Here is a 21874-nt window from a genome sequence, read left to right on the forward strand (position 1 = left end):
GTAGCCGGATGCGAGGAGGGGGCCAAGCGACGAAGCCGGAAGATCCGGTCCGACCCGAATGAATTCAATGTCATCTTGGCGTCGTGCTCTCGCCATGCGAAAGAACCGATGCGATTGTGTCGGATTGTTAAAGGCCAGCTGCTAGGCCGCTGGATCATTACTGGGGATGTCTCGCCGATGAGTCGTGCGCCTATTTTTTATGATGCCTCGGGGCGCAGGCGTCGGCGGTTCGCGATGGCGGTGGCGGCGTTCGTGCTGCTCATGCTGCTGTCGATCGCGGCGCTCGGCGTATCGATCGGCGCGGTCCCCGCACCGCCGCTGCTCCCGGTCGAGGCGGAGCACGCCGCTTATACCAAGCTGCCCCCGCCGCACGACCCACTGCTGCGGCGCGCCCGGCGGCAGATCGTCGATTATGCGCGGCTGATGGGCGCGGCCCCGCCGCGCGGCGTCGGCGCGGCGGTCGACCAGCCGCTTGCGATCGCATTCCACGTCCCGTGGGACGAATCGAGCGTCGCGTCGCTGCGGCGGCATATCAACGAACTCGACTGGCTGATCCCGGGCTGGGTATCGGTGACCGGCGCGAACCACCAGATCACCGTCTTCCGCGACACCGCGGGGCGCGAGATCCTCAACCGCTCGACGCATCGCCCGTTGCTGCTCCCGATGATCCAGAACGCCAAGAACGGCGACTGGGACGCCAGGGGGATGGAAGCGCTGTTGCGCGCGCCTGCGCAGCGCAAGGCGTTTCTCGACCGGCTCGAACCGTGGCTGGTGCAGAACCGGGCCGGCGGCGCGTTCTTCGATTTCGAGGAACTGAGCCCCCGCGGCCAGGCCGATTTCCGCACTTTCCTGCGCGAAGCCAAGGCGCGTTTCAACAAGCACAATTGGGTGATCGCGATCGCGGTGCCGATCGGCGCGGCGGAAGGCGAGGGCGGGTGGAACATCGCCTCCTACACCGCGATCGTCGATCGCGTCTTCCTGATGGCGTATGACGAGCATGAGACGGGCGGCGCTTCGGGGCCGATCGCATCGCAGGGCTGGTTCGAGCAATCGGTCGCGCGCGCAGTGAAGGGCGTGCCGCGCAGTAAGATCGTCGTCGCGATCGGCAGCTATGGCTATGACTGGCACGACGGCGGCGGCGAACCGCTGTCGATCGACGAGGCGTGGCAGAACGCGCGCGAATCGAGCGCGATGCCGGTATTCGACAAGGCGAGCGGCAACACCAGCTTTGCCTATATGGAGGGCAAGAGCCGCCACGTCGTCTGGCTGCTCGATGCGGCATCCGCGTATAACGAAATGCGGTTCCTCAACCGGGTCGGGCTGAACGGAGTCGCGGTCTGGCGGCTCGGCGCGGAGGACCCGAGCCTCTGGTCGATCTTTGGACGATCGCATCGCACCTTGCCCGCGCCGTCGGCGATCAACACGATTCCGGCGGGAACCGACGTCGACATCGAGGGCAGCGGCGAGATCCTCAAGATTGCAGGCGTCCCCGTGACCGGGATCCGCCAGGCGATTGCCAATGCGCGCGGCGGGATCGGCGACGTCCATTTTGTCCAGCTCCCGTCGCCCTATATCGTTGCGCGGACCGGCTATCGCCCGGGTCTGATCGCGCTGACGTTCGACGACGGCCCCGACCCGACCTGGACGCCACGCGTGCTCGACATCCTGAAGGAGAAGCACGTCCCCGGCACCTTCTTCGTGATCGCGAGAATGCGCTGACGCAGCGGCGCCTGCTCGAGCGAATGTTGCGCGAAGGGCATGAGATCGGCAGCCACACCTATACCCACCCCAACATGGCGGGCGCGTCGGCAACCGAGACGAGCTTCCAGCTCAACACCACGCAGCGGCTGTTCCAGGCGTTCACCGGCCATTCGCTACGGCTGTTCCGCGCGCCCTATTTCGGCGATGCCGAGCCGACCACCGCGGACGAAATCGACCCGGCGCTCCAGGCGCAGAACCGCGGCTATATCTCGGTTGGCCTCCACGTCGATCCGGGCGACTGGAAGCGCCCGGGAACGCAGGCGATCATCGACAATACGATCGACCAGGTGACCGACCCCGACGGGCGCTGCACGGGTGACGGCGAGCCGCAGTGCAGCCGCAACATCGTGCTGCTCCACGATGCCGGTGGCGACCGGTCGCAGACCGTCGCGGCCTTGCCGACGATCATCGACCAGTTGCGCGCCAAGGGGTATCGCTTCGTGCCGGTGTCCGAGCTTGCCGGTATCCCCCGCAACGTCGCGATGCCGCCGATCACCGAAAGCGAGCAGGTCGCGGCGCAGTTCAACCTCGCGATTTTCAGCGTGCTCGGCGGGACCGTCGTCGCGCTTGGCTGGATCTTCTTCTTCGCGATCAGCATCGGGATCGCGCGTGCGGTGATCCTGTCGGCGCTCGCGCTGGTCCAGGCGCGGCGCGAGGGGCGGATGGTGTTCCCGCCGATCGATCCGCAGACCTTCGTCACCGTGATGATCCCCGCGTTCAACGAGGAACTGGTGATCGAACGCGCGGTGCACGGCGTGCTCGCCTCGACCGACGTGCGGATCGAGGTGATCGTGATCGACGATGGTTCGTCGGATGCGACCAGCGCAGTGGTGCAGGCGGCCTTCGCGGACGATCCGCGCGTGAAACTGCTGACGCTCGAAAACGGCGGCAAGGCGCGCGCGCTCAACCGCGCGCTGGATCTCGCGACGGGCGAGATCGTGATCGCGCTCGATGCCGACACGCAATTCGAACCGACGACGATTGCGCGGCTGGCGCGCTGGTTCGTCGACCCCACGCTCGGGGCGGTCGCGGGCAATGCCAAGGTCGGCAACCGCGTCAATCTGCTCACGCGGTTCCAGGCGGTCGAATATATCACCGCGCAGAACCTCGAACGCCGCGCGCTCGCGCGGCTCGACGCGATGACGGTGGTGCCGGGCGCAGTCGGCGCATGGCGGCTGTCCGCGATCAAGCAGGTCGGCGGCTATCCCGACGATACGCTGGCGGAGGACCAGGACCTGACGATCGCGATCCAGCGCGCCGGGTGGAAGGTCACCTACGATCAATATGCCGTCGCCTGGACCGAATCGCCCGAGACGATCAAGGGCCTCGCCAAGCAGCGCTTCCGCTGGGCGTTCGGGACGCTGCAATGCCTGTGGAAGCACGGCGTCATCATGGGCACGGGCAAGCCGCGCGGGCTGGCGCGTGTGGGCTTGCCGCAGGCGATCCTGTTCCAGATCGTGTTCGCGGCGATCTCGCCGATCATCGACCTCGCGCTGATCGTCAGTTTCGTGACGACTTATCTGGCGGTGCTCGCGCATGGCTGGGCGCAGACGCAGCACGATGTCGAGAAGATGCTGATCTACTGGCTCGTTTTCACGCTGATCGACCTGCTCGCCGCGACGGTCGCCTTCGCGCTCGAGCGGCGCGAGGATTGGCGGTTGCTGTGGCTGCTGGTGCCGCAGCGCTTCGGCTATCGCCAGATCATGTATTACGTGGTTTTAAAGGCGATCACCCAGGCGCTGCGCGGGCCGCGCGTCGGGTGGGGCAAGCTGGTGCGGACCGGGCGGGTGAGCGTCTGACGGCGTTCTCCTGACCTGCGCTGTGGGATCGTAAACGTGCGTGCCAGGGTCTGGTGGGGAGCGGTCGTTGCCGGGGATCACGGTGGGAGAGCGGAGTTTTCCTCAAACCGTTCGTCATTCCCGCGGACGCTGGAGTCCATCAGCACCGTCCGGCCTGTACTGCGCCGTCAGCCAGTATGGACCCCCGCCTTCGCGGGGGTGACGGAAAGGGGGTGGCCGTGACCCCTCAAATGTCGGCCAACGGGGCATCGGGTTTAACGGCGAAAATTGGTGGGAAGCGGACGGGCGGCTTTTCAGACGCCGTCTAACAAAAGCCGCCGTCGCGAGCGGCACGCTGTGTCCTACTTAGTGACGTTCACCGTGATTGTATCCGATACAACTTGAGCATAGCGGACTGGCTTGGACGGGAAGTTGAAGAGGAATACCCGGGCTCTCACCTTGTATCGACCTGCTCCTGGGAAGATCGTTCTTGCGCTTTCGTGAGTGAGGACGCGGTAAGGCGATGTTATTGATATGGCGATCAGCTCTTTTATCTTAAGAGGAGGCGGGGGCGGCGAACCTGCCATTGGCTCAGCAGGCGCAACTGGTTGCCCGTCGTCCGAGATGACTTCAAACGCTATGCCCCGTGTGGGTTGCAGAAACGGCGATACGGCAAAGGTATTGTCCTTTGCGGTAAGGTCGACTTCGATGGGCGCTTCCCCCCGCATGGACAAGGTAGACGCATGCAAGCGAACCTCAATAGGGGGCTTTTCCCCTGCCCATGCTGCCTGAGCGGGAGGACTCCAGGTTGCCGCAGCCTAAATGCCTATGAGCCAGAGCAATGGCATACCGATATTCCTCTATCCGTCAGCACCATCATAGCGCCTATGAACGAATGACTGGTCTTCGGTATGCTGCACGACCCGTCAAGCGGCAATAATTGGGCGGAAGCTGCCGCTCGCTGTTATCGGTTCACGACCTCAATCACCCGCGTCCCCGGTGCCCCGGTGCGACGGCCTCGGCACCTTCGGACGGACCGTGGCACCGCCTGTTCCGCCGCCGGGCCCCGGCCGTCGCCGGGGCGGCGTGCGGTGCGCGCTCAGTGGCCGATCAACAGGTCGAGCCGGTCCCCCGCCGCGATATCCCCGCGCGGAACACGCAGCAGCACGCCGTCCTGATCGCGCCCGACGATCTGCGCGTCGATCCGCGCGCCCCCGACGATCGACGCATCGCCGGTCGCGACGACTCGCCCCTGATCGAGCAGCACGACATGGTCCGCGACCGCGCGCACTTCGTCCGCAGTGTGCGTGACGTAAAGCATCGGCAACGCGAAATCCGCCTTGAGCCGCGCGATATAGGCGAGAATCTCGCCCTTGCGCCCGCCATCGAGCGCGGCGAGCGGTTCATCCAGCAGCAGCAGTTCCGGCTGGCGGAGGAGCGCGCGGCCCAGCGCCACGCGCTGCCGCTCGCCGCCCGAAAGATCGTGGACACCACGCCGCAGCAGATGGGCGATGTCGAGCACCGCGACGACATGATCGAACCCGATCCGGTGCGGCCCCGGCGCGCGTTTCAGCCCGTACCGCAGGTTCGCCTCGACCCGCAGGTGCGGGAACAGCCGCGCGTCCTGGAACACCCAGCCGATCCGCCGCGCACGGGGGGGTACGTTGATCCCCGAGGCGCTGTCGAACAACACATGGTCGCCAAGCGCGATCCGGCCCGCCTCGATCGTGCCGCTCCCCGCGATCGCGGCAAGCGTGCTGCTCTTGCCCGCGCCCGATGGGCCGAACAACGCGGTCACGCCGTCGCGCGGCCCCTCGAACGCCACGTCGAGCAGGAAGTCGCCGACGCGGCGGCGGATCGCGATCGAGATCATTGCCCGCTCCGCCTGCGGCCATAGGCCAGCAGCGCCTCGGACAGCAGCAGCGCGACGATCGCGACGCCGAACGAAATCCCCGCCAGCCGCAGCGCGACCGCCTCGCCCCCCGGTTGCTGGAGCGCGGCGTAGATCGCCAGCGCGAGCGTCTGTGTTTCGCCGGGAATGTTGGCGGCAAAGGTGATGACCGCGCCGAATTCCCCCAGCGCGGCGGCAAAGCCGATCACCGCCGCCGCGATCAGCCCGGGGGCGGCGAGCGGCAGGGTAACCGACAGCGTCCGGTCCCAGAAACCTGCGCCCAGGCTGTCCGCAACCGCCTCGATCCGCGGGTCGACCGCTTCGATCGCCTGGCGGCACGCGCGCAGCATCAGCGGGAAGGCCATCACCCCTGCCGCCAGCGCCGCACCGTTCGCGGTGAAGATCAGCCGGATGCCGAACCGGGCAAGGAAGGCTCCGAACGGCCCGTCATTCCCGAACAGCAGGATCAGGACGAGGCCCACCACCACCGGCGGCAGGAACAGTGAGGAGTGAAGCACCGCATCGACCAGCGTCCGCCCGGGAAAGCGCGTGCGCGCCATCGTCCACCCCGCCAGCAGCGCGAGCGGCAATGCGCCCAGCACCGCGCGCCCAGCGATCGAGATGCTGAGCACAAGGACATCCCATTCGGCGGCGGTCAGCACGCCTCAGCCGAACGTCCGGAAGCCATAGCGCCGGAAGGTCGCCTTCGCCGCCGGGCTTTGCAGATAGGCAGCGAACCCGCGTGCGGCGGGGTTGCCGCCGCGGACGAGCGCGGCCGGATAATCGATCGGCGGATGGCTCGTTTCGGGGAAGATCCCGACGATCCGCACGCCCTTCTCGGCCCAGGCGTCGGTTTCGTAGACGATCCCGAGCGGCGCCGCGTGCCGCGCGACATAGGACAAGGCGACCCGGACGTTATCAGCGCGCGCGAGGCGGCCCTGTACGCTCGGCCATACGCCGAGCCGGGTCAGCGCGGTCTGCGCATAAATGCCGGCGGGGACATAGGCCGGATCGCCCACCGCCAGCCGCCCGGTCGCGCCGAGTGCCTGCGCAAGCGGGAAGCGCGGCGCGACCTTCAGCGATACACGCGCATCGGCAGGGGCGATCAGCGCGAGCCTGCCGCGCAACAAGGTGCGGCGGCTTCCGGCATCGATCCGCCCGGCCTTCTGCGCGTGGTCCATCCACGCCAGATCGGCGGAAACGAAGACATCCGCCTTCGCCCCCGATTCGATCTGGCGCGCGAGCAGGCTGCTGGAGGCGAAGGAGAAGCGCACCGGCACACCCGTCCGCTGCGTGTAGGTCCGGGCGACCGCCTGCATCGCATCGGTCAGCGAGGCGGCGGCGAAGACGGTGATCGGGGCAGGGGGCGCGGCGCGGGCGGTGGCCAGCGGCGCAGCCGCCAGGGCGGCGAACGAGAAAAGCAGGGTACGACGATACATGCACGAGTCCGATCGGGAGCTATATCGGCGCACATATAGCGGATCGGCGGCGACGCCTAGGGCGGAGCCTGAGGGGAGGAATGTTTGCGCGCTCCGGCATCTCTACCGCCCCCGTCATGCCGGGCGTACCCCGGCATGACGCAGAGGATATTGATCAGGCGTAGCGAACCGTCACCTTGCGGCGGCGCGCCATTGCACCGATGCCGGCAAAGCCGAACAGCATCATGCCCCAGGTCGCAGGCTCGGGCACCGCACCGCTCAGTTGCTGTGCGACGAAGCCGGGCAGGTCGGCGTCGGTGAAGCCGAACACGTAGAACTGGTTCTGCCCCGCGGTCCCCGGCACGAAATCATTGTCGTTCGCGATGAACAGCGTGTGGAGCAGCGTGCCATTGTACGTCACGTCCTGCCCGAACGAGAGCCCCTCGATCTTGGCGGGGATCTGCGCAGGCGTCAGCCCCGCCGCGGTAAGCGCTGCGACCAGGTCGAGGAACGGCGTCGCGGTCTTGGTCACGGTCGTCGCGCTGCTGGCGGCGGTGCCGGACAAGGCAGTGATATCGGCGGCGCCGTTGATGTCGATGCGAAACACCTGCTTGACCGCGGCCTTGCTGCCGTCCCCCAGGCCCTTGCCGTCGCGCTCGTCGACCAGGAACTCATGGTCGTTGATCGCGACGATGTCGCTGACGCCCGACCCGGTGGTGAGCTTGTAGCCATATTCATGCGTCGTGCCGCTGGCGACGTCGATCGTCACGATCCGCACGAACTTGGACGGATCCTGCTCGAGCGGGGCCTGCATGATCCCGACCAGCGTCTTGCCGTCGGGCGTGATCGCCAGGCCTTCCATGCCCTTGTTGGCGACGCGGCCGACCGCGTTGCCCGCGATCTCGGTGTCCCCATTGGGGGACAGGTTGGTCACCGCGAGATTGCCGGGCAGTGTGAAGGTCTTGATGAGGCTGCCGGTCGTGCGGTCGAACTGGCGGACGTATGGGCCATATTCGTCCGAGACGAAGACGCTCTTGCCGTCGTTCGAGACGCGGACCGATTCGGGGTCGAACCGCGCGTTCGCCGGATTGGTCGAGCTGCCCGCGGCGTAATTGTCCGAACGGCCGGTGAAGTAATAGGTCCCGTCGGTGTTCTGCGCAGGGGCGCCCGAGCCGAGCGGGCTGCCGTCGATCTTGGTCCCGAGCCCGGCGCCGGTGCCGTAGTTCAACCCGGTCGGGCTCGACAGCAGCGTCGTGCCGGTCAGCGCGGCGGTGACGCCGAACGGCAGGCCGCTGCCCGAGGTGTTCGCGGTCAGCGACAGCGCAAGCGTCTGGAAGCGGCTGATGTAGGACGTCGTGTCGTCCACCGCCGAGTTGTACGGCGTGGCGTTGGGGCCACGGTCGGGCGTCGCGATGAAGGTGTTGCCGCCCGCGTAGGCGAGCCCCGAGCCGATCCCGCCGAGAATATTGCCCGGCAAGCCGTTCTCGAGTTTCCCGGTCAGGCCGGAAAGGTCGACGTTCGCGCCGGCGCTGCTGCCGCTGAGCGTGCCGGTGGCGAGATACATCGGTGCGGCGGTGGCGGGAACGGAAAGCAGCGCCGCCAGCGACATCGCGGCCGGGAAACGGATCATCATACACCTGTCCTACGCGTTCATGAATGGTGAACGCGGGATTAACCGTGTACGATTACAGCAATAAGTCGGATACGAACGAAAACGGCCGGGCACGCATGGCCCGGCTGCGGGAGCGCTTACTTGCTGCGCTCGACCTGTTCGAATTCCAGTTCGACCGGGGTCGCGCGACCGAAGATCGAAACCGACACCTTGACGCGGCTGCGGTCGAAATCGAGTTCCTCGACGATGCCGTTGAAGCTCGCGAACGGGCCGTCGAGCACCTTGACCGAATCGCCGATCTCGAAGTCGACCTTGACCTTCTGCTTGGGCGCGGCCGCTGCGGCCTCGTCCTTGGTGTTCAGCATCCGCGCGGCTTCCGACTCCGGGATCGCCTGCGGCTTGCCGTTCGGCCCGAGGAAGCCGGTCACCTTCGGGGTGTTCTTGACGAGGTGATAGACGTCGTCGTTCATGTTGAGCTTGGCGAGGACATAGCCGGGCATGAACTTGCGCTCGACCGCGATCTTCTTGCCGCGGCGCGCCTCGGTCACGGTCTCGGTCGGAACCTCGATCTGCTCGACCAGCTGCTCGAGCCCCATGCGGGTCGCTTCCGCCATGATCGCGTCGCGGACCTTGCCCTCGAAACCCGAATAGGCGTGGATGATGTACCAACGTGCCATGTCGTCTGTCTGTCCGTTATTTCGCGAGGGTGAGCAGCAGGTGGACGATCGCCTCGAACGCGGTGTCGATGACGAAGAAGAAGACGCCCAGCAGCGTCGCCATGATGACGACCATCACGCCGGTCATGATCGTTTCGCGCCGGGTCGGCCAGACGACCTTCTTGGTCTCGGCCTGGACCTGTCGGATGAATTCGAGGGGAGTCGTCTTCGCCACTGTGCTGCACTCATGTTTTTCGCCGAAGGATGAGACATGGGCCCGCTGCCCGGCCCTGTGAAGGGCCGATGACGGTCATTCCCAATTTCGGAATGATACGACCCTAATCCGCGCGAGCTCGTAAATCAAGCGGCGGGCGGAACGGGAGCGAATCGGGATAGGTGGCAGGGGAGCACGGACTCGAACCGTGGGCCTTCGGTTTTGGAGACCGACGCTCTAACCAACTGAGCTACACCCCTATCGAGGGCCTCTCTATCGTGACCTTTTGCGGATCGCAAGCGGGTCGGCCGAGGAATCAGGCAGCGGCGCGCTCGCGGGCAGCGCGTTGTGCCACTGCGCGGGCTTCCTCGACCGGGAGCGGGCGACCGAAGTAATAGCCCTGGACCTTGGTACAGCCGAGGTCCTGCACCATGCGATGCTCTTCCTCGGTCTCCACCCCCTCGGCGGTCGTCGCCATGCCGAGGCTCTGCGCGAGCGCGACGACCGCGCGGACGATCGCCAGCGCCTCGCGTACGCCTTTCGATGCGCCGGTCACGAAGCTGCGATCGATCTTGATCGTCGAGAAGCGCGTCCGGCTGAGATAACCGAGCGAGGAATAGCCCGTCCCGAAATCGTCGAGGCTCAGCCGTACGCCGAGGTCGAGGATCCGTTCGAGCACCTTCACCGCCGCGGTATCGTCGCGCATGAAGACGCTCTCGGTGACTTCGAGCTCGAGCCGCCCGGCGGGGAGGCCCGAATTGCTTAGCGCCGAGGTGACGACCGCGACGAAGCCCGGGTTGTGCAACTGTTCGGGCGACACGTTGACCGCGACACGCGCCTGTCCGGGCCAGCGCGCCGCTTCCAGGCAGGCGGTCCGCAGCACCCACTCGCCGATCGGCGCGATCAGCCGCGCATCTTCCGCCAGCGGGATGAACTTGGCGGGGGAGATGACGCCGAGCTCGGGATGCGTCCAGCGCACCAGCGCCTCGAAGCCGGTCAGTTGCTCGGTCCCGGCGTCGACGACCGGCTGATAGCAGATGTGAAGTTCGTTTTGAGTCAGCGCGTTGCGTAGCGCCTGCTCGAGCACGCGGCGCTCCTCGGCGGCAATGTGAAGCTGCGGCTCATAGCAATGATAGGTCCCGCCGCCTGCATCCTTCGAGCGGTACAGCGCCAGGTCGGCCGAGCGGATCAGCATTTCCGCGGTCCGCCCGTCGCGCGGGCCGGTCGCCACGCCCACGCTCGCGCCGGTATAGAGCGTATGCTGGTCCAGCTCATAGGGGCGCGACAGCGCATCGACGATCGTCTGCGCGAGCCGCTCGACGCGCGCGGTGTCGGTCGCGTCGCGGATCACCACGGCGAATTCGTCCCCGCCGAGTCGCCCGATCGTTTCATTCTCGGTCATCAGCACGGCGAGCCGTTCCGAGACCCGGCCGAGCAGGCGGTCGCCGATCGGATGGCCGAGCGTGTCGTTGACCGCTTTGAAGCGATCGAGGTCGATCATCATGAATGCACAACGGCTGCCCCATTTCGCGGCATCCGCCATCGCGCGGGCGAGCGATTCGTTGATCAGCAGGCGGTTGGGCAGCCCGGTCAGCGTGTCGAACCGGGCCATGCGGTTGATCTTGTCAGCGGACGCGCGCTGTTCGGTCACGTCCGATCCCACCCCGCGGAACCCGATGAACGCGTCGCGCTCGTCGTAGCGCGGGTTGGCGGCGATCTCGAACCAGCGCTCGCTGTCGCCGACCGTGACGGGGAGCAACAGCCCGCGAAACGCCTCGCGGCCCTTCAGATTGTCCGCGAGCTCGCGCAGGCCGGGGGCAAAGTCGCCCACCTCCCACGCCGGTCCCGCGAGTACCTCGAGCAGCGACTTGCCGTTCACCGTCGTCGTATCGAGCCCGACCGACGCGGCAAAGCGCGGCGAGGCGCGGACCACGCGACGCTGGGCATCGGTCTCCCACAACCAGTCGGCACTATGGTCCTCCGCCTCGCGCAGCAGAAGGCTGACGGTCTCGTCGCGCTCGCTCAACGCGATCTCCCCGGCGCGGACGACGACCAGCGCCTTGGCGCGAGTGAAGCAGCCGATCATCAGCAGCGCGGTGAACAACAACACCGCCGACGACAGCACGGGGCCGCCAACCCAGAACATCATCGTCGCGGCGGAAACGCCCACGATGCCCAGGAAGCTGAGCGTCGCGAGCGGCAGCCCCGCCATCGCGACCGCCGATGCCGCCATTAATACCGACAGGACGACCCACAGGGCGAGTGCGGTTATCGAATCGGCGCGAATCCCGCACGCCAGCGGCGGGATCGACCAGACCGTTCCAAGCGCCACGCCGTCGAGCAGCGTGTCGCGGACATCGCTCAGCGTGGCGGTGTAGGCGGCGCGGTGGCGCGATGCGAGGCGGCGGACCCCGACGGCCACGCACACCGCGGCGGCGAGCGCACCCCAGCTCCACAAGGCCCATAGCGGCGCACAGTGATGCAGGATCGTCGCCACCAGCGCTGCGCCGATCACGTTCGCCCCGACCAGGAACAGCGCAAGCTGGCTCCCGGCATGGAGCTGCGCCGCCCGGATCGGACCCCAATCGGTCGTGTCCGCCGGATCGTACAGGCCTAGCAACGCGCGCGCATCGATGCGGGGCGTGGCGAATTGCGAGGAGGGGCGCGTGTTCACATCCGGACCCATACGCCAGCCAAGGTTAGCGTATGGTTAGAGATATCCCCGAGCGCGTTAAATAATCCCGATTAACCACCGGTATGCCGTATTACGCCGCCAGATCGTACGGCTTGATGTCCCCGCTGAGATACAGGTTGCGTGCCTTTGCGCGACTCAGCTTGCCCGAACTGGTCCGCGGCAGGGTGCGCGGCGGGATCAGTTCGATCACGCAGTTCATTCCCGTAACCGACCGGACGCGCTCGCGGATTTCCTCGCGTAGCCGGACGCGCTCGGCATCGTCCGAACTGCGGCACTGGACGAGGACCGCCGGGGTTTCCTCGCCGCCAGGGGTCGTGATCGCGAACGCGGCGATATCGCCCGCCTTGAACCCCGGGAGCTGCTCGACCGCCCATTCTATATCCTGCGGCCAGTGGTTGCGGCCGTTGACGATGATCATGTCCTTGGCACGGCCGACGATGTAGACATAGCCGTCCGACAGATAGCCCATGTCACCGGTGTCGAGCCAGCCATCAACGAGGCACGCATCGGTCGCGGCCTGGTCGCGGAAATAGCCGACCATCAGCGACGGGCCCGAGCACCACAATTTGCCGATCGCGCGTTCGGGGAGGGGCCTGCCGTCCTCTTCGCGGATCTCGACCTTCATGTCCTTGACCGGCTTGCCGCAATTGACGATCGCGCGGTAGCGCTGCGGACGATCCTCGCCGGCAGCGACACCCGACAATTGGGTTTCCTCGACCAGCTCTACGCGGATCCCCTCGGCCGGCGGCATGATCGATACCGCGAGCGTCGCTTCCGCCAGCCCGTAGCTCGGCAGGAAGGCGCTCGCCTTGAAGCCCGCGTCGGCGAAGACGTCGACGAAGCACTGCATCACGTCGGGGCGGATCATGTCCGCGCCATTCCCCGCCAGCCGCCAGCGCGACAGGTCGAACCGGTCGGACGCCTTGGTCTGGCTCGAGATGCGGCGCGCGCAGATGTCATAGCCGAAGGTGGGCGAATAGCTGATCGAATTGCCCGGATTGCGGCTGATCAGGTCAAGCCACGCGAGCGGACGACGCGCGAAATCCTCGGTCTTGAGGTAATCGGTCGAGACCTGGTTCGCGACCGGCGACAGGAAACAGCCGACCAGCCCCATGTCGTGATACCACGGCAGCCACGAAATGCAGCGATCCTTGGCGACCAGTTGCATGCCGTAGGCGTGCGCGGTCAGGTTGTTGAGCAGCGCATGATGCGTGATCGCGACGCCGTGCGGGAAGCGCGTCGAACCGCTCGAATATTGCAGATAGGCGATGTCGTCGCCATTGGCCCGCGGCAAGGTCAGCGCAGGGGCGGGGCGCTGCATCAGCTCGGCCCAGTCGATTCCCTCGGTTCCGGCGGCGCGCGCGGCGTCCGCGCCCATCTGCGCCAGTTCGGGCGGATAGATCAGCATCACCGGCGCGCAGCTCGACAGCTGGACGCGCAATTGCTCGACATAGGAATCGCGCCCGCCGAACGAGGTCGGGAGCGGCAACGGCACCGGCCAGGCACCGGCATAGACCGTACCGAAGAACAGCGCGGCGAATTCCGCGCTCGTCTCGGCGACGATCGCGACGCGGTCCTGCGGTTTGATCCCGGCGGCGACGAGGCGGCGGCCCATCGCCTGCGCGTCGTCGCGCAGTTCGGCAAAACGATAGGCGCGCGTCAACGTGCCACGCGCGTCGTGGAAATTAAGACCGCGTTGACCTGTCGCAGCGTAATCAAGCGCAGCGCCAAGCGTTTCGAAATCGGCGAATCGCCGCGGGAGCGAATCTTCGGTGGGCGTGGCGACCGGCTTCGGCGTTTCGGCCTCAAGGTCTCGCGTGCCCGCAACTTCGACTGTCATCTGTATCTGTGCCCTCGATCGCAGCTTCATTCAGTGGCTGCGCTTATGGTCCCTTTCGGCAAGCACCCCTGCTTTTGCCAAGCGTTCAAAATCCGGTTCGACTGTGGCACAATGATGGCGTCATGTACCAGCGCCCCAGTCACAAACCGCAAACGCGGGATAAAAAGCCAATTCCTCCGCTGGATAGCGGGGGTCTGGAACGGATCGCCTTACGCTATGTCGAACGATTTTCAACAACGCGTGCGCGTCTGGTGACGTATTTGCAGCGCAAGATCCGCGAGCGCGGGTGGGACGGTCCCGAGCGGGACCCGGTCGAAATCGCCGAAAAGTTCGCGGAACTGGGCTATATCGACGACCGTGCCTTTGGCGAGGCACGCGCTGCCGCGATGGGGCGGCGCGGGCTCGGCGAGCGGCGCGTGACGGGCGCCTTGCGCGAAGCGGGGCTGGACGAGGCCGACAGCGCGGCGATCGTGCCGGGGGTGGAGGATCGCGCGATCGAGACCGCGCTTGCCTTCGCGCGACGAAAACGGATCGGTCCCTTCGCCCTTGCACCGGTGGATCGCGCGCAACGCGAGAAACAGATTGCCGCAATGATCCGCGGCGGTCATGGCTTCGCCTTGTCGCGCAGGATCGCAAGCCTTCTTCCGGGGGAAAGTTTCGATAACCACGATTAGTCTGGCAATATTACGAGCGTTTGTAACTTTTGTAGTGGTTAAGACGAGAAAATGGGTCTTGGCACTACAGAGCTTTGGCGCATGCCTATTCCCATGCTATGGGCCTGAGCGGGGGACTTTCTAAGATGCGTATTGAACCGATTCCGGCGTTTGGGGAGCCGGAAGGTGAGGGTCGAATGAATGAGACAGAGGCCGTGGGGGAGGATTCCCGCCGCTATACAGGCGTACTCAAATGGTTCGACATGACTCGCGGCTTTGGCTTCCTTGTCGCCGATGAGGAAGGTATTGGCGACATCTTGATTCACTTCTCGGTACTTCGTCCGCACGGTCGGCGAAGCTTGCCAGAGGGCGCACGTCTGGACTGTATCGCGTCGTTGCGCGAGCGGGGCCTGCAGGCGAGCGAGATCCTGTCGATCGATCTGACCAATGCGGTCGAACCACCGCCGAAACCGCGTGCCGAACTGCAACGGCCTGATCCAGCGGCGCTGATCGAAGGGGCAGGGCCGTTCGAACCGGTGACGGTAAAGTGGTTCAACCGGTTGAAGGGCTACGGATTTCTTGTGCGCGAGGACAATTCCGGCGATATCTTCGTCCATGTCGAAACGCTGCGTCGTGCCGGGCTCGACGAGGTCGAGCCGGGACAGCCGCTGTTCGCCCGCATGGTCGCCGGCGAGAAGGGGCCGCTTGCGGTGACGGTCGAACAGAAGATCTAAGGAACGCCCATGCGCCATCACCTCGCGAACGTCGTTTGTATCGCGCTGTTGACGGCGACGGCAGGGTGCGATCGCGGCGTCCAGGCGGACGCCGCGCAGACTCTTGCGCAGGGCATGGTCGCGGTCACGATCAAGAGCGCGACCGGGGCGCATCGCTTCCAGGTCGAAAGCGCCAGAACCCAGGACGAGCAGCGCCGCGGACTGATGTTCCGCACCGACATCCCGCGCGATGGCGGCATGCTGTTCGCGCCCTATCCGCCGAGCGGGCCGCCGCAGCCGGCAAGTTTCTGGATGAAGGATACGCCGACGCCGCTCGACATCATCTTCATCCGCCCCGACCGCACGATCGCGCGGATCGCCGAGAACACCCCGCCGCAATCGGAGATTCCCGTCGCTTCGGGCGAGCCGGTCAACGCCGTGCTCGAACTGCGCGGCGGGCGCTCGCTCGAACTCGGGATCAAGGAAGGCGATCCCGTCAGCTGGAGCGCTGCGCCCACGCGTTGATCGCGGTTGAAGGCAGCCCCGTGGCGCGCTAAGCGCTGTGGCATGGGCATCAATCTCAATCCGTTCACCTGGTGGACCGGCGCAAGCTGGGGAACCGCGTTCGGCCTGCGCGGCAAGGCCCGCGTCGGCGAGGACGCGCTCGGCAACGTCTATTACGAAGGCGGGCAGGATACCGCGGGCAATCCACGCCGCTGGGTCATCTATAACGGCGTCAACGATTCGAGCCGGATCGCGCCCGAATGGTTCAGCTGGCTGCATCATCAGGTCGCGGACGTGCCGGACCGCGCGCTGCCGGCCGCGCGCGCATGGCAGTTGCCCGCCGAACCGAATCTAACCGGCACCGCGCTGGCCTATCGCCCGAGCGGCGCGATGGAAAAGGGCGGCGTGCGCGCGCAGGCCACCGGCGACTACGAAGCCTGGACGCCGGACGCGTGATTCGCCGCGCGCTGGGCGGGGCCGCGCTGGCCACGCTGCTGGCGACGACCGGGTGTGAGCGCAAGGCGGAAACGCCGGTCGCGCCCCCGACCGAAACCGCCGAGACCGCGCTCGATGCGGATACCAGCGCGCAGAACATCGTCACGGTCGACGTGGCGGGCGGTGTGGACCCCAGTCTCGGCGCAACCCCGATGGCGGAACGCGTCGCCACGCTCGGCGTCCTCAACAAGCGCAACGGCGTTTCCCGCGACGTGATGATGCGCCCCGGCCAGACGCTGCGCGTCGGCGATGTCGTCCTCCACCTCAAGGCGTGCGAACAGACCGCGCCGTGGGAGCAGGAGCAATATACCGGCGCCTTCGTCCAGGTCGATATCACCGGAGCGGACAAGCGCTGGCGGCGGGTCTTTTCGGGCTGGCTGTTCAAGGAGCGTCCGGGACTGAACGTCGTCCAGCACCCGGTCTACGATGTCTGGACCAAGAGCTGCGCGATGACCTTCCCCGAAGGCGGACCCGAGTCGACCTCCGCGGGAACGCCGTCCAACGCGAACGCGTCGCGGTCGAGCGCCAGGAAATCCCCCGATTCGGAGGCAGGAGCCGAACCGGACGAGCCCGTCACCCCGGACAGCGCGCCCGACAATTCGACGAGGTAAGCCGCGCGCGGAATCTCGACCGCGCCCAGCGACGCAAGATGTTCGGTCATGAACTGGCAGTCGAGCAACGTGAACCCGCCGACCCGCAACCGCGCGACGAGCCACGCGATCGCCACCTTGGATGCGTCGCGGGCGCGGCTCACCATGCTCTCCCCGAAAAAGGCGCGTCCAAGCGCGAGACCATAGAGCCCACCGACCAGCTCGGTCCCGTCCCACACCTCGATCGAATGCGCAAAACCGAGCCGGTGGAGCCGGTTGAACACCTCCTCGATCTGCGGATTGATCCAGGTGTCGGGGCGATTGGGGACCGCTTCCGCGCACAGTCGCATCATGTCACCGAACCGCTCGTCCGCACTCACGCGAAAGCGGTCGCGCGAGATCGTCTTGCGGAGCGAGTGTGACAGGTGGAATCCCTCGAGCGGCAAGACCGCGCGCTCCTGCGGTTCGACCCAATAGACCTCGTCCGCGTCGCGGCTGTCCGCCATTGGAAAGACCCCGACCGCATACGCCCCAAGCACGAGGTGCGGGTCGAGCCGGTTCTGTGGTTCGTCGCTGGCCGGGCGTATGGTCAAGCGACGAGACGGCGCTCGATCGCCTGCCAGAGCTGCGCGAACGCCGCCGCCCCGGCCGAGCGCGGCGCGAAGCTGCCGACCGCGGCGCGGCGGGTGGTGACCTGTTCGATCAGGCTCGCCATCGGGATCACCGGCCAGTCGGGGTGGCGCGCCACCGCGTCGGCGTGAAGCTTGCGGCGGCGATCGACCATCGAATGGACCGGCAGGATCTCGGCACGGTCGCCGAGATGCCGGACGACCTCCGCCAGCGCGCGTTCGGACAGCGGGGAGGGGATGACGGGGACGACGATCAGGTCGGCGGCGCGCATCACCTGGTCGCTCGTCTCGGTCAGCCCGGGCGGGCAATCGAGCAGGATCCGGTCATAGTCATTCCGCAGGCCGGTCAGCAGCTTCTGCAGCCGTTTCTTCTTGTCCATCTCATGGAACAACAGGTCGAGCCGCCGCAGCGACGCATCCGCTGCGATCAGGTCGAGCCGGGGCGTCGCGGTCTTTTCGATCAGTTTTTCGGGCTCGACGTCCTTCGCGAACACTGACTGCGCCTGATCGCGCAACCGCGTGCCATCGGCGCGCTGGGTCAGCAGAAAGCTGCTCGCCGCCTGCGGGTCGAGATCCCAGAGCAAGGTCCGCCGCGACGATTGCACCGCGGCGGACCAGGCCAGATTGACGGCGAGCGTCGTTTTGCCGACGCCGCCCTTGAGACTGTAGATCGCGATCGTCGACACCGGCAAAGCCCTTCGCTCAGGAATGGCCATCGTGGCGGATGCCGCCTGCCGGTGCAACAATCGCAGTCGGTCAGCGGACTGCGATCAGATGTCGCAAAGCTGCTTGGGCTTGCCTGGCTGCGACAGGTTCACCGCCTTGACGGTGCCGGTCATCTCATAGCCATCGGCCTTGAGCGGGTCGCCCGCCTTCTCGGCGGTCAGCTTGACCGGGGTGCCGGTCTCGGTTGCCTTGACCAGCGCCTGCTTGTCGCCTTCGAAGAAGGTGACGTAGACGAGGCTGTTGTCCTTGCAGCGGAAGGTCACTTCCTTCTTGATCGCGGGCGGCAGCTCGACCGGGGCGCGGTTGGCGATTTCGGCGGCCATCGGGTCGGGCGTGACCGAGCTGACCTCGGTTGGCTTGTTGTTACAGGCCGACAGCGCAAGGAGCGCTACGGCAGCGGCGGGGAGGAGTCGGTTGAGCATCCGGTTTCTTCGCGCACGCGAAACGGAGCGTCAAGACCCCTGTTTTCCCGCCGCGCGCACTTTCATGCACTGCAACAAATAGTTCATGGTAACGTAATCATTACTCATGGAATTCGTCGAGATCGGGGATCCGACCAAAGGCGATCTTTGTCCCGATCCTGTCGATCCTTCCGCCATTCTGCGGCCCAAGGCTGACTGCGTGGCGACCGAACTTTTCGTTGATCCGGTCCATCGCACGGCTCAGCGCAAGCGTCCGCGTTTCGCGCGCGAGCGGGTCGTCCGGGTCGAGCAGGCCGAACAGCGACTCCTGATCGGCCCCGACGGGTTCGATCTCGGCGAGCGTCACGCCGACCATCCGGACCTGGAAATCGCCGGGCCGGGCCTTGCCCGCCGCGCGCAGCTTGGGGAACAGCGTCTCGAGTGCGGCGAGCACGACGAAACTGTCCTGCGTCGCGGGCAGCTTGACCGAGCAACGCCAGGTCGACTTGTCATCCTCGAACCGCGCGTGGAGCACGAGCAGCCGCGCGCGATACGCCTTGCGCCGAAGCCGGCTGGTCGCCTTGAGCGCGAGCCGCCGCGCGGTCAGCCGCACCGGCACCGCGCTGCGCTTGCCGGGCGAGAGCACGTGGCTGTGCCCGATCGAGCGGCTTTGCGTCGCTTTCTCGGGCAGGTCGACGCCGTGGAGCAGATACCAGAGCCGGTCCCCGTTCGTGCCGCCCCACGCCGTCCCCGCATCGCGCGGGCGTCGTTCGCAATATTGTCGGATGTCGTTGATCCCGTCCTGCGCGAGCCGCCGCTCCATTTTCGCGCCGATCCCGCAGATGTCGCGCAACTGCAGGTCGTAAAGCCGTTGCGGCAGCGTCTCGGCGTGGAGGATCACGAGCCCGTCGGGCTTCTGCAGATCGGACGCGAGCTTGGCGAGCAACCGGTTGGGCGCGATCCCGACCGAGCTCGTCAGACAGTCGCCGACGTTCTTGCGGATCCCCGCCTTGATCCGGTGCGCGAGCGCGGTGGCGGCCTCGACGCTGTTTTCATTGTCGAGCAGTCGGCATGCCACCTCGTCGATCGAGCAGACCTTGGTGACTGGGATGTGCCGCCAGATCTCGGCGACGATCGCTTCGTGGAACTCGACATATTTGTCGTGCCGGGCGGGCGTGATGATCAGGTCGCGGCACAGGTTCTTCGCTTCCCACACCGGCGTGCCGGTCTTGATCCCGTAGCGCTTCGCCTCGATGCTCGCCGCGATCGCGACGGTGGTGTCGCTATGGATCGGCGCGACCAGCACCGGCTTGCCGCGCAGCGCCGGGTCGAGCTGCTGCTCCACGCTCGCGAAATAGCTGTTCAGATCGAGGAACAGCCAGCGCAGCGGGCGCGGCGGAAACGCCAGACTGGCGGCAAGGGACTCGGGGGTGGCGGGTGTCACGCTGGAACAATAGCAGAACACTGGCCAGGCGAACAGGATGCGCGGCACGCGATAGCGCGATCATGGCGCGGTGCGATCGCGTTTCAACCGCAGCGGGACCGGTTCGAGCAAAGCGAAGCGGGGCGCAGCCCAAGCGAAGCTTCCTTGCGGGCGTCGACCGGGACGCATAGCTAGGCAGCCATGCATACGACCCCGAACACGCTCGCCCTGATCGGCAACACCCCGCTTGTCCTGCTGAAAGGCCCGAGCGAGGCCGCCGGTGCCGAAATCTACGGCAAGTGCGAATTCGCCAACCCCGGTGCGTCGGTGAAAGACCGCGCCGCGCTCGGGATCGTCGAGGATGCCGAGGCGCGCGGGCTGATCGAGCCGGGCGGGACGTTCGTCGAGGGAACCGCGGGCAACACCGGGATCGGGCTTGCGCTGGTCGCCAACGCCAAGGGCTACAAGACGATCATCGTCATGCCCGAGACGCAGAGCCGCGAGAAGATGGATACGCTGCGCGCGCTGGGCGCCGAACTCGTCCTCGTCCCCGCCGCGCCCTATTCGAACCCCGGCCATTTCGTCCACACCTCGCGCCGGATCGCCGAGGAGACGTCCAACGCGGTATGGGCCAACCAGTTCGACAATATCGCCAACCGCCGCGCGCACATCACCGGCACCGCCGAGGAGATCTGGGCGCAGATGGAGGGGCGGGTCGACGGCTTCACCTGCGCCGCGGGAACGGGCGGGACGATCGCAGGCGTGGGCCTCGGGCTCAAGGCGCATGACGAGCGGGTGTGCATCGCGCTCAGCGATCCGCATGGCGCGGCGCTGTACGAATATTACGCGCATGGCGAATTAAAGTCGGAGGGCTCGTCGGTCGCCGAGGGGATCGGGCAGGGGCGGATCACCGCCAATCTCGAAGGCGCGCCGATCGACACGCAATTCCGCATCTCGGACGCCGAGGGGATGGAATGGGTGACCCGGCTGCTCGCGGAAGAGGGGCTTTGCCTTGGCCTGTCGTCGGGGATCAACGTCGCGGGGGCGGTGCGGCTCGCGAAGCATCTCGGGCCGGGCAGCCGGGTCGCGACCATCCTGTGCGATACCGGGTTCAGGTATCTGTCGACGCTGTATAATCGCGCGTGGCTCGAGGCCAAGGGGCTGGCCGTTCCGCCGTGGCTGGCAGTCGATTGAGGCGGGCATCGACAAGAACGTTTTAAGACGTTACATTTATGCCACAGCTTATGAAAATCATCGCACAAGACGCAGCGCAGACGACGCAGCGGTTCCGGGTCGGGATGATCGGACTCGCCGCCGTCCTGCTCCTCATCGGACTCGCCGCCGCCATTTTCTCGACCGCCAACCACGATCGCCAGGTCGTGGCGATCGGCAGCGCGCGGGCGGACGTGGTTGCCAACCTGTCGGGCGATGGGGATGCTTCGGCCGCCGCCGCCAACCGCGAACCGCTTGCCGAACTCGGGGTCGCCCCCAGCGCCGAAGCTGAGAATGCGACCGCGATCGATAACGCCATGATGCCGCAGGCTGCGCAGCAGCAGTGACGTCGCTCGCGATCGTGCTGGGGGCAGGATCGCTGGCGTCGCGAGCGCGCCATCACGGGGCGGGAATTTCGGGGAAATGACGGGAAATGCCGAACGGCGTCCTCCTTTGGCAGGGGATTCGCCCCGTAATCGCACACATGCTTCGAACACACCGGGAACGGGCTGATTTAAGCCGCCTATTTTTGCGGCCAAACGCTCCGTATTAGACCTTAGTCCCGTCCATTCCCCGGGTTTCCCCTTGTATCCCCCGGCTTCCCCGTGATACCTCTGCATCGACAGGGGCAGACCGAACTCGCCTGCACTCGCGGCGCCGGGA

18 protein-coding genes, 1 tRNA gene and 2 pseudogenes are annotated in these 21874 nt (G+C 66.4%); 8 read left to right on the top strand and 13 right to left on the bottom strand.

Going from position 1 to position 21874, the window contains the following annotated elements:
* The first annotated feature begins 177 nt into the window (after positions 1-177).
* A pseudogene (locus RI03_RS25070) lies at positions 178-3560 on the top strand (polysaccharide deacetylase family protein).
* 1078 nt (positions 3561-4638) lie between these two features.
* Here RI03_RS25070 and modC read toward each other — a convergent pair.
* The 9 genes from modC to RI03_RS04975 all read right to left on the bottom strand — a co-directional run bounded on the left by modC (position 4639) and on the right by RI03_RS04975 (position 13865).
* The gene (gene modC / locus RI03_RS04935) at positions 4639-5412 is read right to left on the bottom strand and encodes a molybdenum ABC transporter ATP-binding protein (protein ID WP_010215647.1); all 774 of its coding nucleotides are present in this window, start codon (positions 5410-5412) and stop codon (positions 4639-4641) included.
* Positions 5409-6092, bottom strand: coding sequence for a molybdate ABC transporter permease subunit (modB, locus tag RI03_RS04940; RefSeq protein ID WP_010215649.1), 684 nt, complete (start codon positions 6090-6092; stop codon positions 5409-5411). The genes modC and modB overlap by 4 nt, the downstream gene beginning before the upstream one ends.
* Positions 6093-6095: 3 nt before the next feature.
* Entirely contained in the window at positions 6096-6869 is a 774-nt protein-coding gene (modA, locus tag RI03_RS04945) for a molybdate ABC transporter substrate-binding protein (protein ID WP_010215651.1), read from the bottom strand.
* A gap of 154 nt (positions 6870-7023) precedes the next feature.
* Entirely contained in the window at positions 7024-8481 is a 1458-nt protein-coding gene (locus RI03_RS04950; protein ID WP_010215654.1) for an esterase-like activity of phytase family protein, read from the bottom strand.
* 116 nt (positions 8482-8597) lie between these two features.
* Entirely contained in the window at positions 8598-9137 is a 540-nt protein-coding gene (gene nusG, locus RI03_RS04955) for a transcription termination/antitermination protein NusG (RefSeq protein ID WP_010162674.1), read from the bottom strand.
* A gap of 16 nt (positions 9138-9153) precedes the next feature.
* Positions 9154-9351 (bottom strand): preprotein translocase subunit SecE, encoded by a 198-nt coding sequence (secE, locus tag RI03_RS04960; protein WP_010162675.1) that lies wholly within the window; start codon positions 9349-9351, stop codon positions 9154-9156.
* Positions 9352-9513: 162 nt separating this feature from the next.
* Positions 9514-9590 (bottom strand) — tRNA-Trp (locus tag RI03_RS04965).
* Between the two features lie 56 nt (positions 9591-9646).
* Positions 9647-12016, bottom strand: a complete 2370-nt coding sequence (locus RI03_RS04970) for a putative bifunctional diguanylate cyclase/phosphodiesterase (protein ID WP_010215656.1) — start codon at positions 12014-12016, stop codon at positions 9647-9649.
* Positions 12017-12095: 79 nt separating this feature from the next.
* Positions 12096-13865, bottom strand: coding sequence for a fatty acyl-AMP ligase (locus RI03_RS04975; protein WP_010215658.1), 1770 nt, complete (start codon positions 13863-13865; stop codon positions 12096-12098).
* Between the two features lie 251 nt (positions 13866-14116).
* On the opposite strand from RI03_RS04975, the gene RI03_RS04980 reads away from it, so the two are divergent.
* The 5 genes and pseudogenes from RI03_RS04980 to RI03_RS24530 form a co-directional block, all read left to right on the top strand.
* Positions 14117-14539 (top strand): RecX family transcriptional regulator, encoded by a 423-nt coding sequence (locus tag RI03_RS04980; protein WP_010162679.1) that lies wholly within the window; start codon positions 14117-14119, stop codon positions 14537-14539.
* Between the two features lie 125 nt (positions 14540-14664).
* Entirely contained in the window at positions 14665-15252 is a 588-nt protein-coding gene (locus RI03_RS22610) for a cold-shock protein (RefSeq protein WP_443208545.1), read from the top strand.
* A 9-nt stretch (positions 15253-15261) separates the two neighbouring features.
* Positions 15262-15756 carry a DUF192 domain-containing protein gene (locus tag RI03_RS04990; protein WP_010215662.1) on the top strand — a complete coding sequence of 165 codons (495 nt, stop codon included), beginning with the start codon at positions 15262-15264 and terminating at the stop codon, positions 15754-15756.
* A 42-nt stretch (positions 15757-15798) separates the two neighbouring features.
* A complete protein-coding gene (locus tag RI03_RS04995) occupies positions 15799-16191 on the top strand; it encodes an NADH:ubiquinone oxidoreductase subunit NDUFA12 (protein ID WP_010215664.1) in 393 nt (130 codons plus the stop codon).
* A gap of 257 nt (positions 16192-16448) precedes the next feature.
* A pseudogene (locus RI03_RS24530) lies at positions 16449-16616 on the top strand (DUF2155 domain-containing protein); the annotation flags it as partial.
* A gap of 35 nt (positions 16617-16651) precedes the next feature.
* Here RI03_RS24530 and aat read toward each other — a convergent pair.
* The 4 genes from aat to RI03_RS05020 all read right to left on the bottom strand — a co-directional run bounded on the left by aat (position 16652) and on the right by RI03_RS05020 (position 20068).
* Entirely contained in the window at positions 16652-17413 is a 762-nt protein-coding gene (aat, locus tag RI03_RS05005) for a leucyl/phenylalanyl-tRNA--protein transferase (RefSeq protein WP_010215666.1), read from the bottom strand.
* Entirely contained in the window at positions 17410-18135 is a 726-nt protein-coding gene (locus tag RI03_RS05010; RefSeq protein WP_026046462.1) for a ParA family protein, read from the bottom strand. Before RI03_RS05010 ends, aat begins: the two co-directional genes overlap by 4 nt.
* 84 nt (positions 18136-18219) lie before the next feature.
* On the bottom strand, positions 18220-18597 hold the full coding sequence (locus tag RI03_RS05015; protein WP_010162686.1) for a hypothetical protein: 378 nt from the start codon (positions 18595-18597) through the stop codon (positions 18220-18222).
* A 100-nt stretch (positions 18598-18697) separates the two neighbouring features.
* Positions 18698-20068, bottom strand: coding sequence for a Y-family DNA polymerase (locus RI03_RS05020; protein WP_010215668.1), 1371 nt, complete (start codon positions 20066-20068; stop codon positions 18698-18700).
* A 132-nt stretch (positions 20069-20200) separates the two neighbouring features.
* Here RI03_RS05020 and RI03_RS05025 point away from each other — a divergent pair, with 132 nt between their 5' ends.
* Complete coding sequence (locus RI03_RS05025; RefSeq protein ID WP_010215670.1) at positions 20201-21193, top strand: cysteine synthase A; 993 nt, start codon at positions 20201-20203, stop codon at positions 21191-21193.
* Positions 21194-21243: 50 nt separating this feature from the next.
* A complete protein-coding gene (locus RI03_RS05030) occupies positions 21244-21558 on the top strand; it encodes a hypothetical protein (protein ID WP_010162689.1) in 315 nt (104 codons plus the stop codon).
* Positions 21559-21874: the final 316 nt, after the last annotated feature.

The organism is Sphingomonas sp. PAMC 26621, from assembly GCF_000251145.1.
In the GTDB taxonomy this organism is placed as follows: domain Bacteria; phylum Pseudomonadota; class Alphaproteobacteria; order Sphingomonadales; family Sphingomonadaceae; genus Sphingomonas.

What these genes read in the sequence shown, in the direction of transcription:
- nusG (WP_010162674.1), bottom strand. Translation starts at nt 9,137, where the DNA reads ATGGCACGTTGGTACATCATCCACGCCTATTCGGGTTTCGAGGGCAAG.
- RI03_RS22610 (WP_443208545.1), top strand. Translation starts at nt 14,665, where the DNA reads ATGCGTATTGAACCGATTCCGGCGTTTGGGGAGCCGGAAGGTGAGGGT.
- RI03_RS05025 (WP_010215670.1), top strand. Translation starts at nt 20,201, where the DNA reads ATGCATACGACCCCGAACACGCTCGCCCTGATCGGCAACACCCCGCTT.
- RI03_RS04970 (WP_010215656.1), bottom strand. Translation starts at nt 12,016, where the DNA reads ATGGGTCCGGATGTGAACACGCGCCCCTCCTCGCAATTCGCCACGCCC.
- RI03_RS04950 (WP_010215654.1), bottom strand. Translation starts at nt 8,481, where the DNA reads ATGATGATCCGTTTCCCGGCCGCGATGTCGCTGGCGGCGCTGCTTTCC.
- RI03_RS05030 (WP_010162689.1), top strand. Translation starts at nt 21,244, where the DNA reads ATGAAAATCATCGCACAAGACGCAGCGCAGACGACGCAGCGGTTCCGG.
- modC (WP_010215647.1), bottom strand. Translation starts at nt 5,412, where the DNA reads ATGATCTCGATCGCGATCCGCCGCCGCGTCGGCGACTTCCTGCTCGAC.
- RI03_RS04990 (WP_010215662.1), top strand. Translation starts at nt 15,262, where the DNA reads ATGCGCCATCACCTCGCGAACGTCGTTTGTATCGCGCTGTTGACGGCG.
- RI03_RS05015 (WP_010162686.1), bottom strand. Translation starts at nt 18,597, where the DNA reads ATGCTCAACCGACTCCTCCCCGCCGCTGCCGTAGCGCTCCTTGCGCTG.
- RI03_RS04975 (WP_010215658.1), bottom strand. Translation starts at nt 13,865, where the DNA reads ATGACAGTCGAAGTTGCGGGCACGCGAGACCTTGAGGCCGAAACGCCG.
- modA (WP_010215651.1), bottom strand. Translation starts at nt 6,869, where the DNA reads ATGTATCGTCGTACCCTGCTTTTCTCGTTCGCCGCCCTGGCGGCTGCG.
- RI03_RS04995 (WP_010215664.1), top strand. Translation starts at nt 15,799, where the DNA reads ATGGGCATCAATCTCAATCCGTTCACCTGGTGGACCGGCGCAAGCTGG.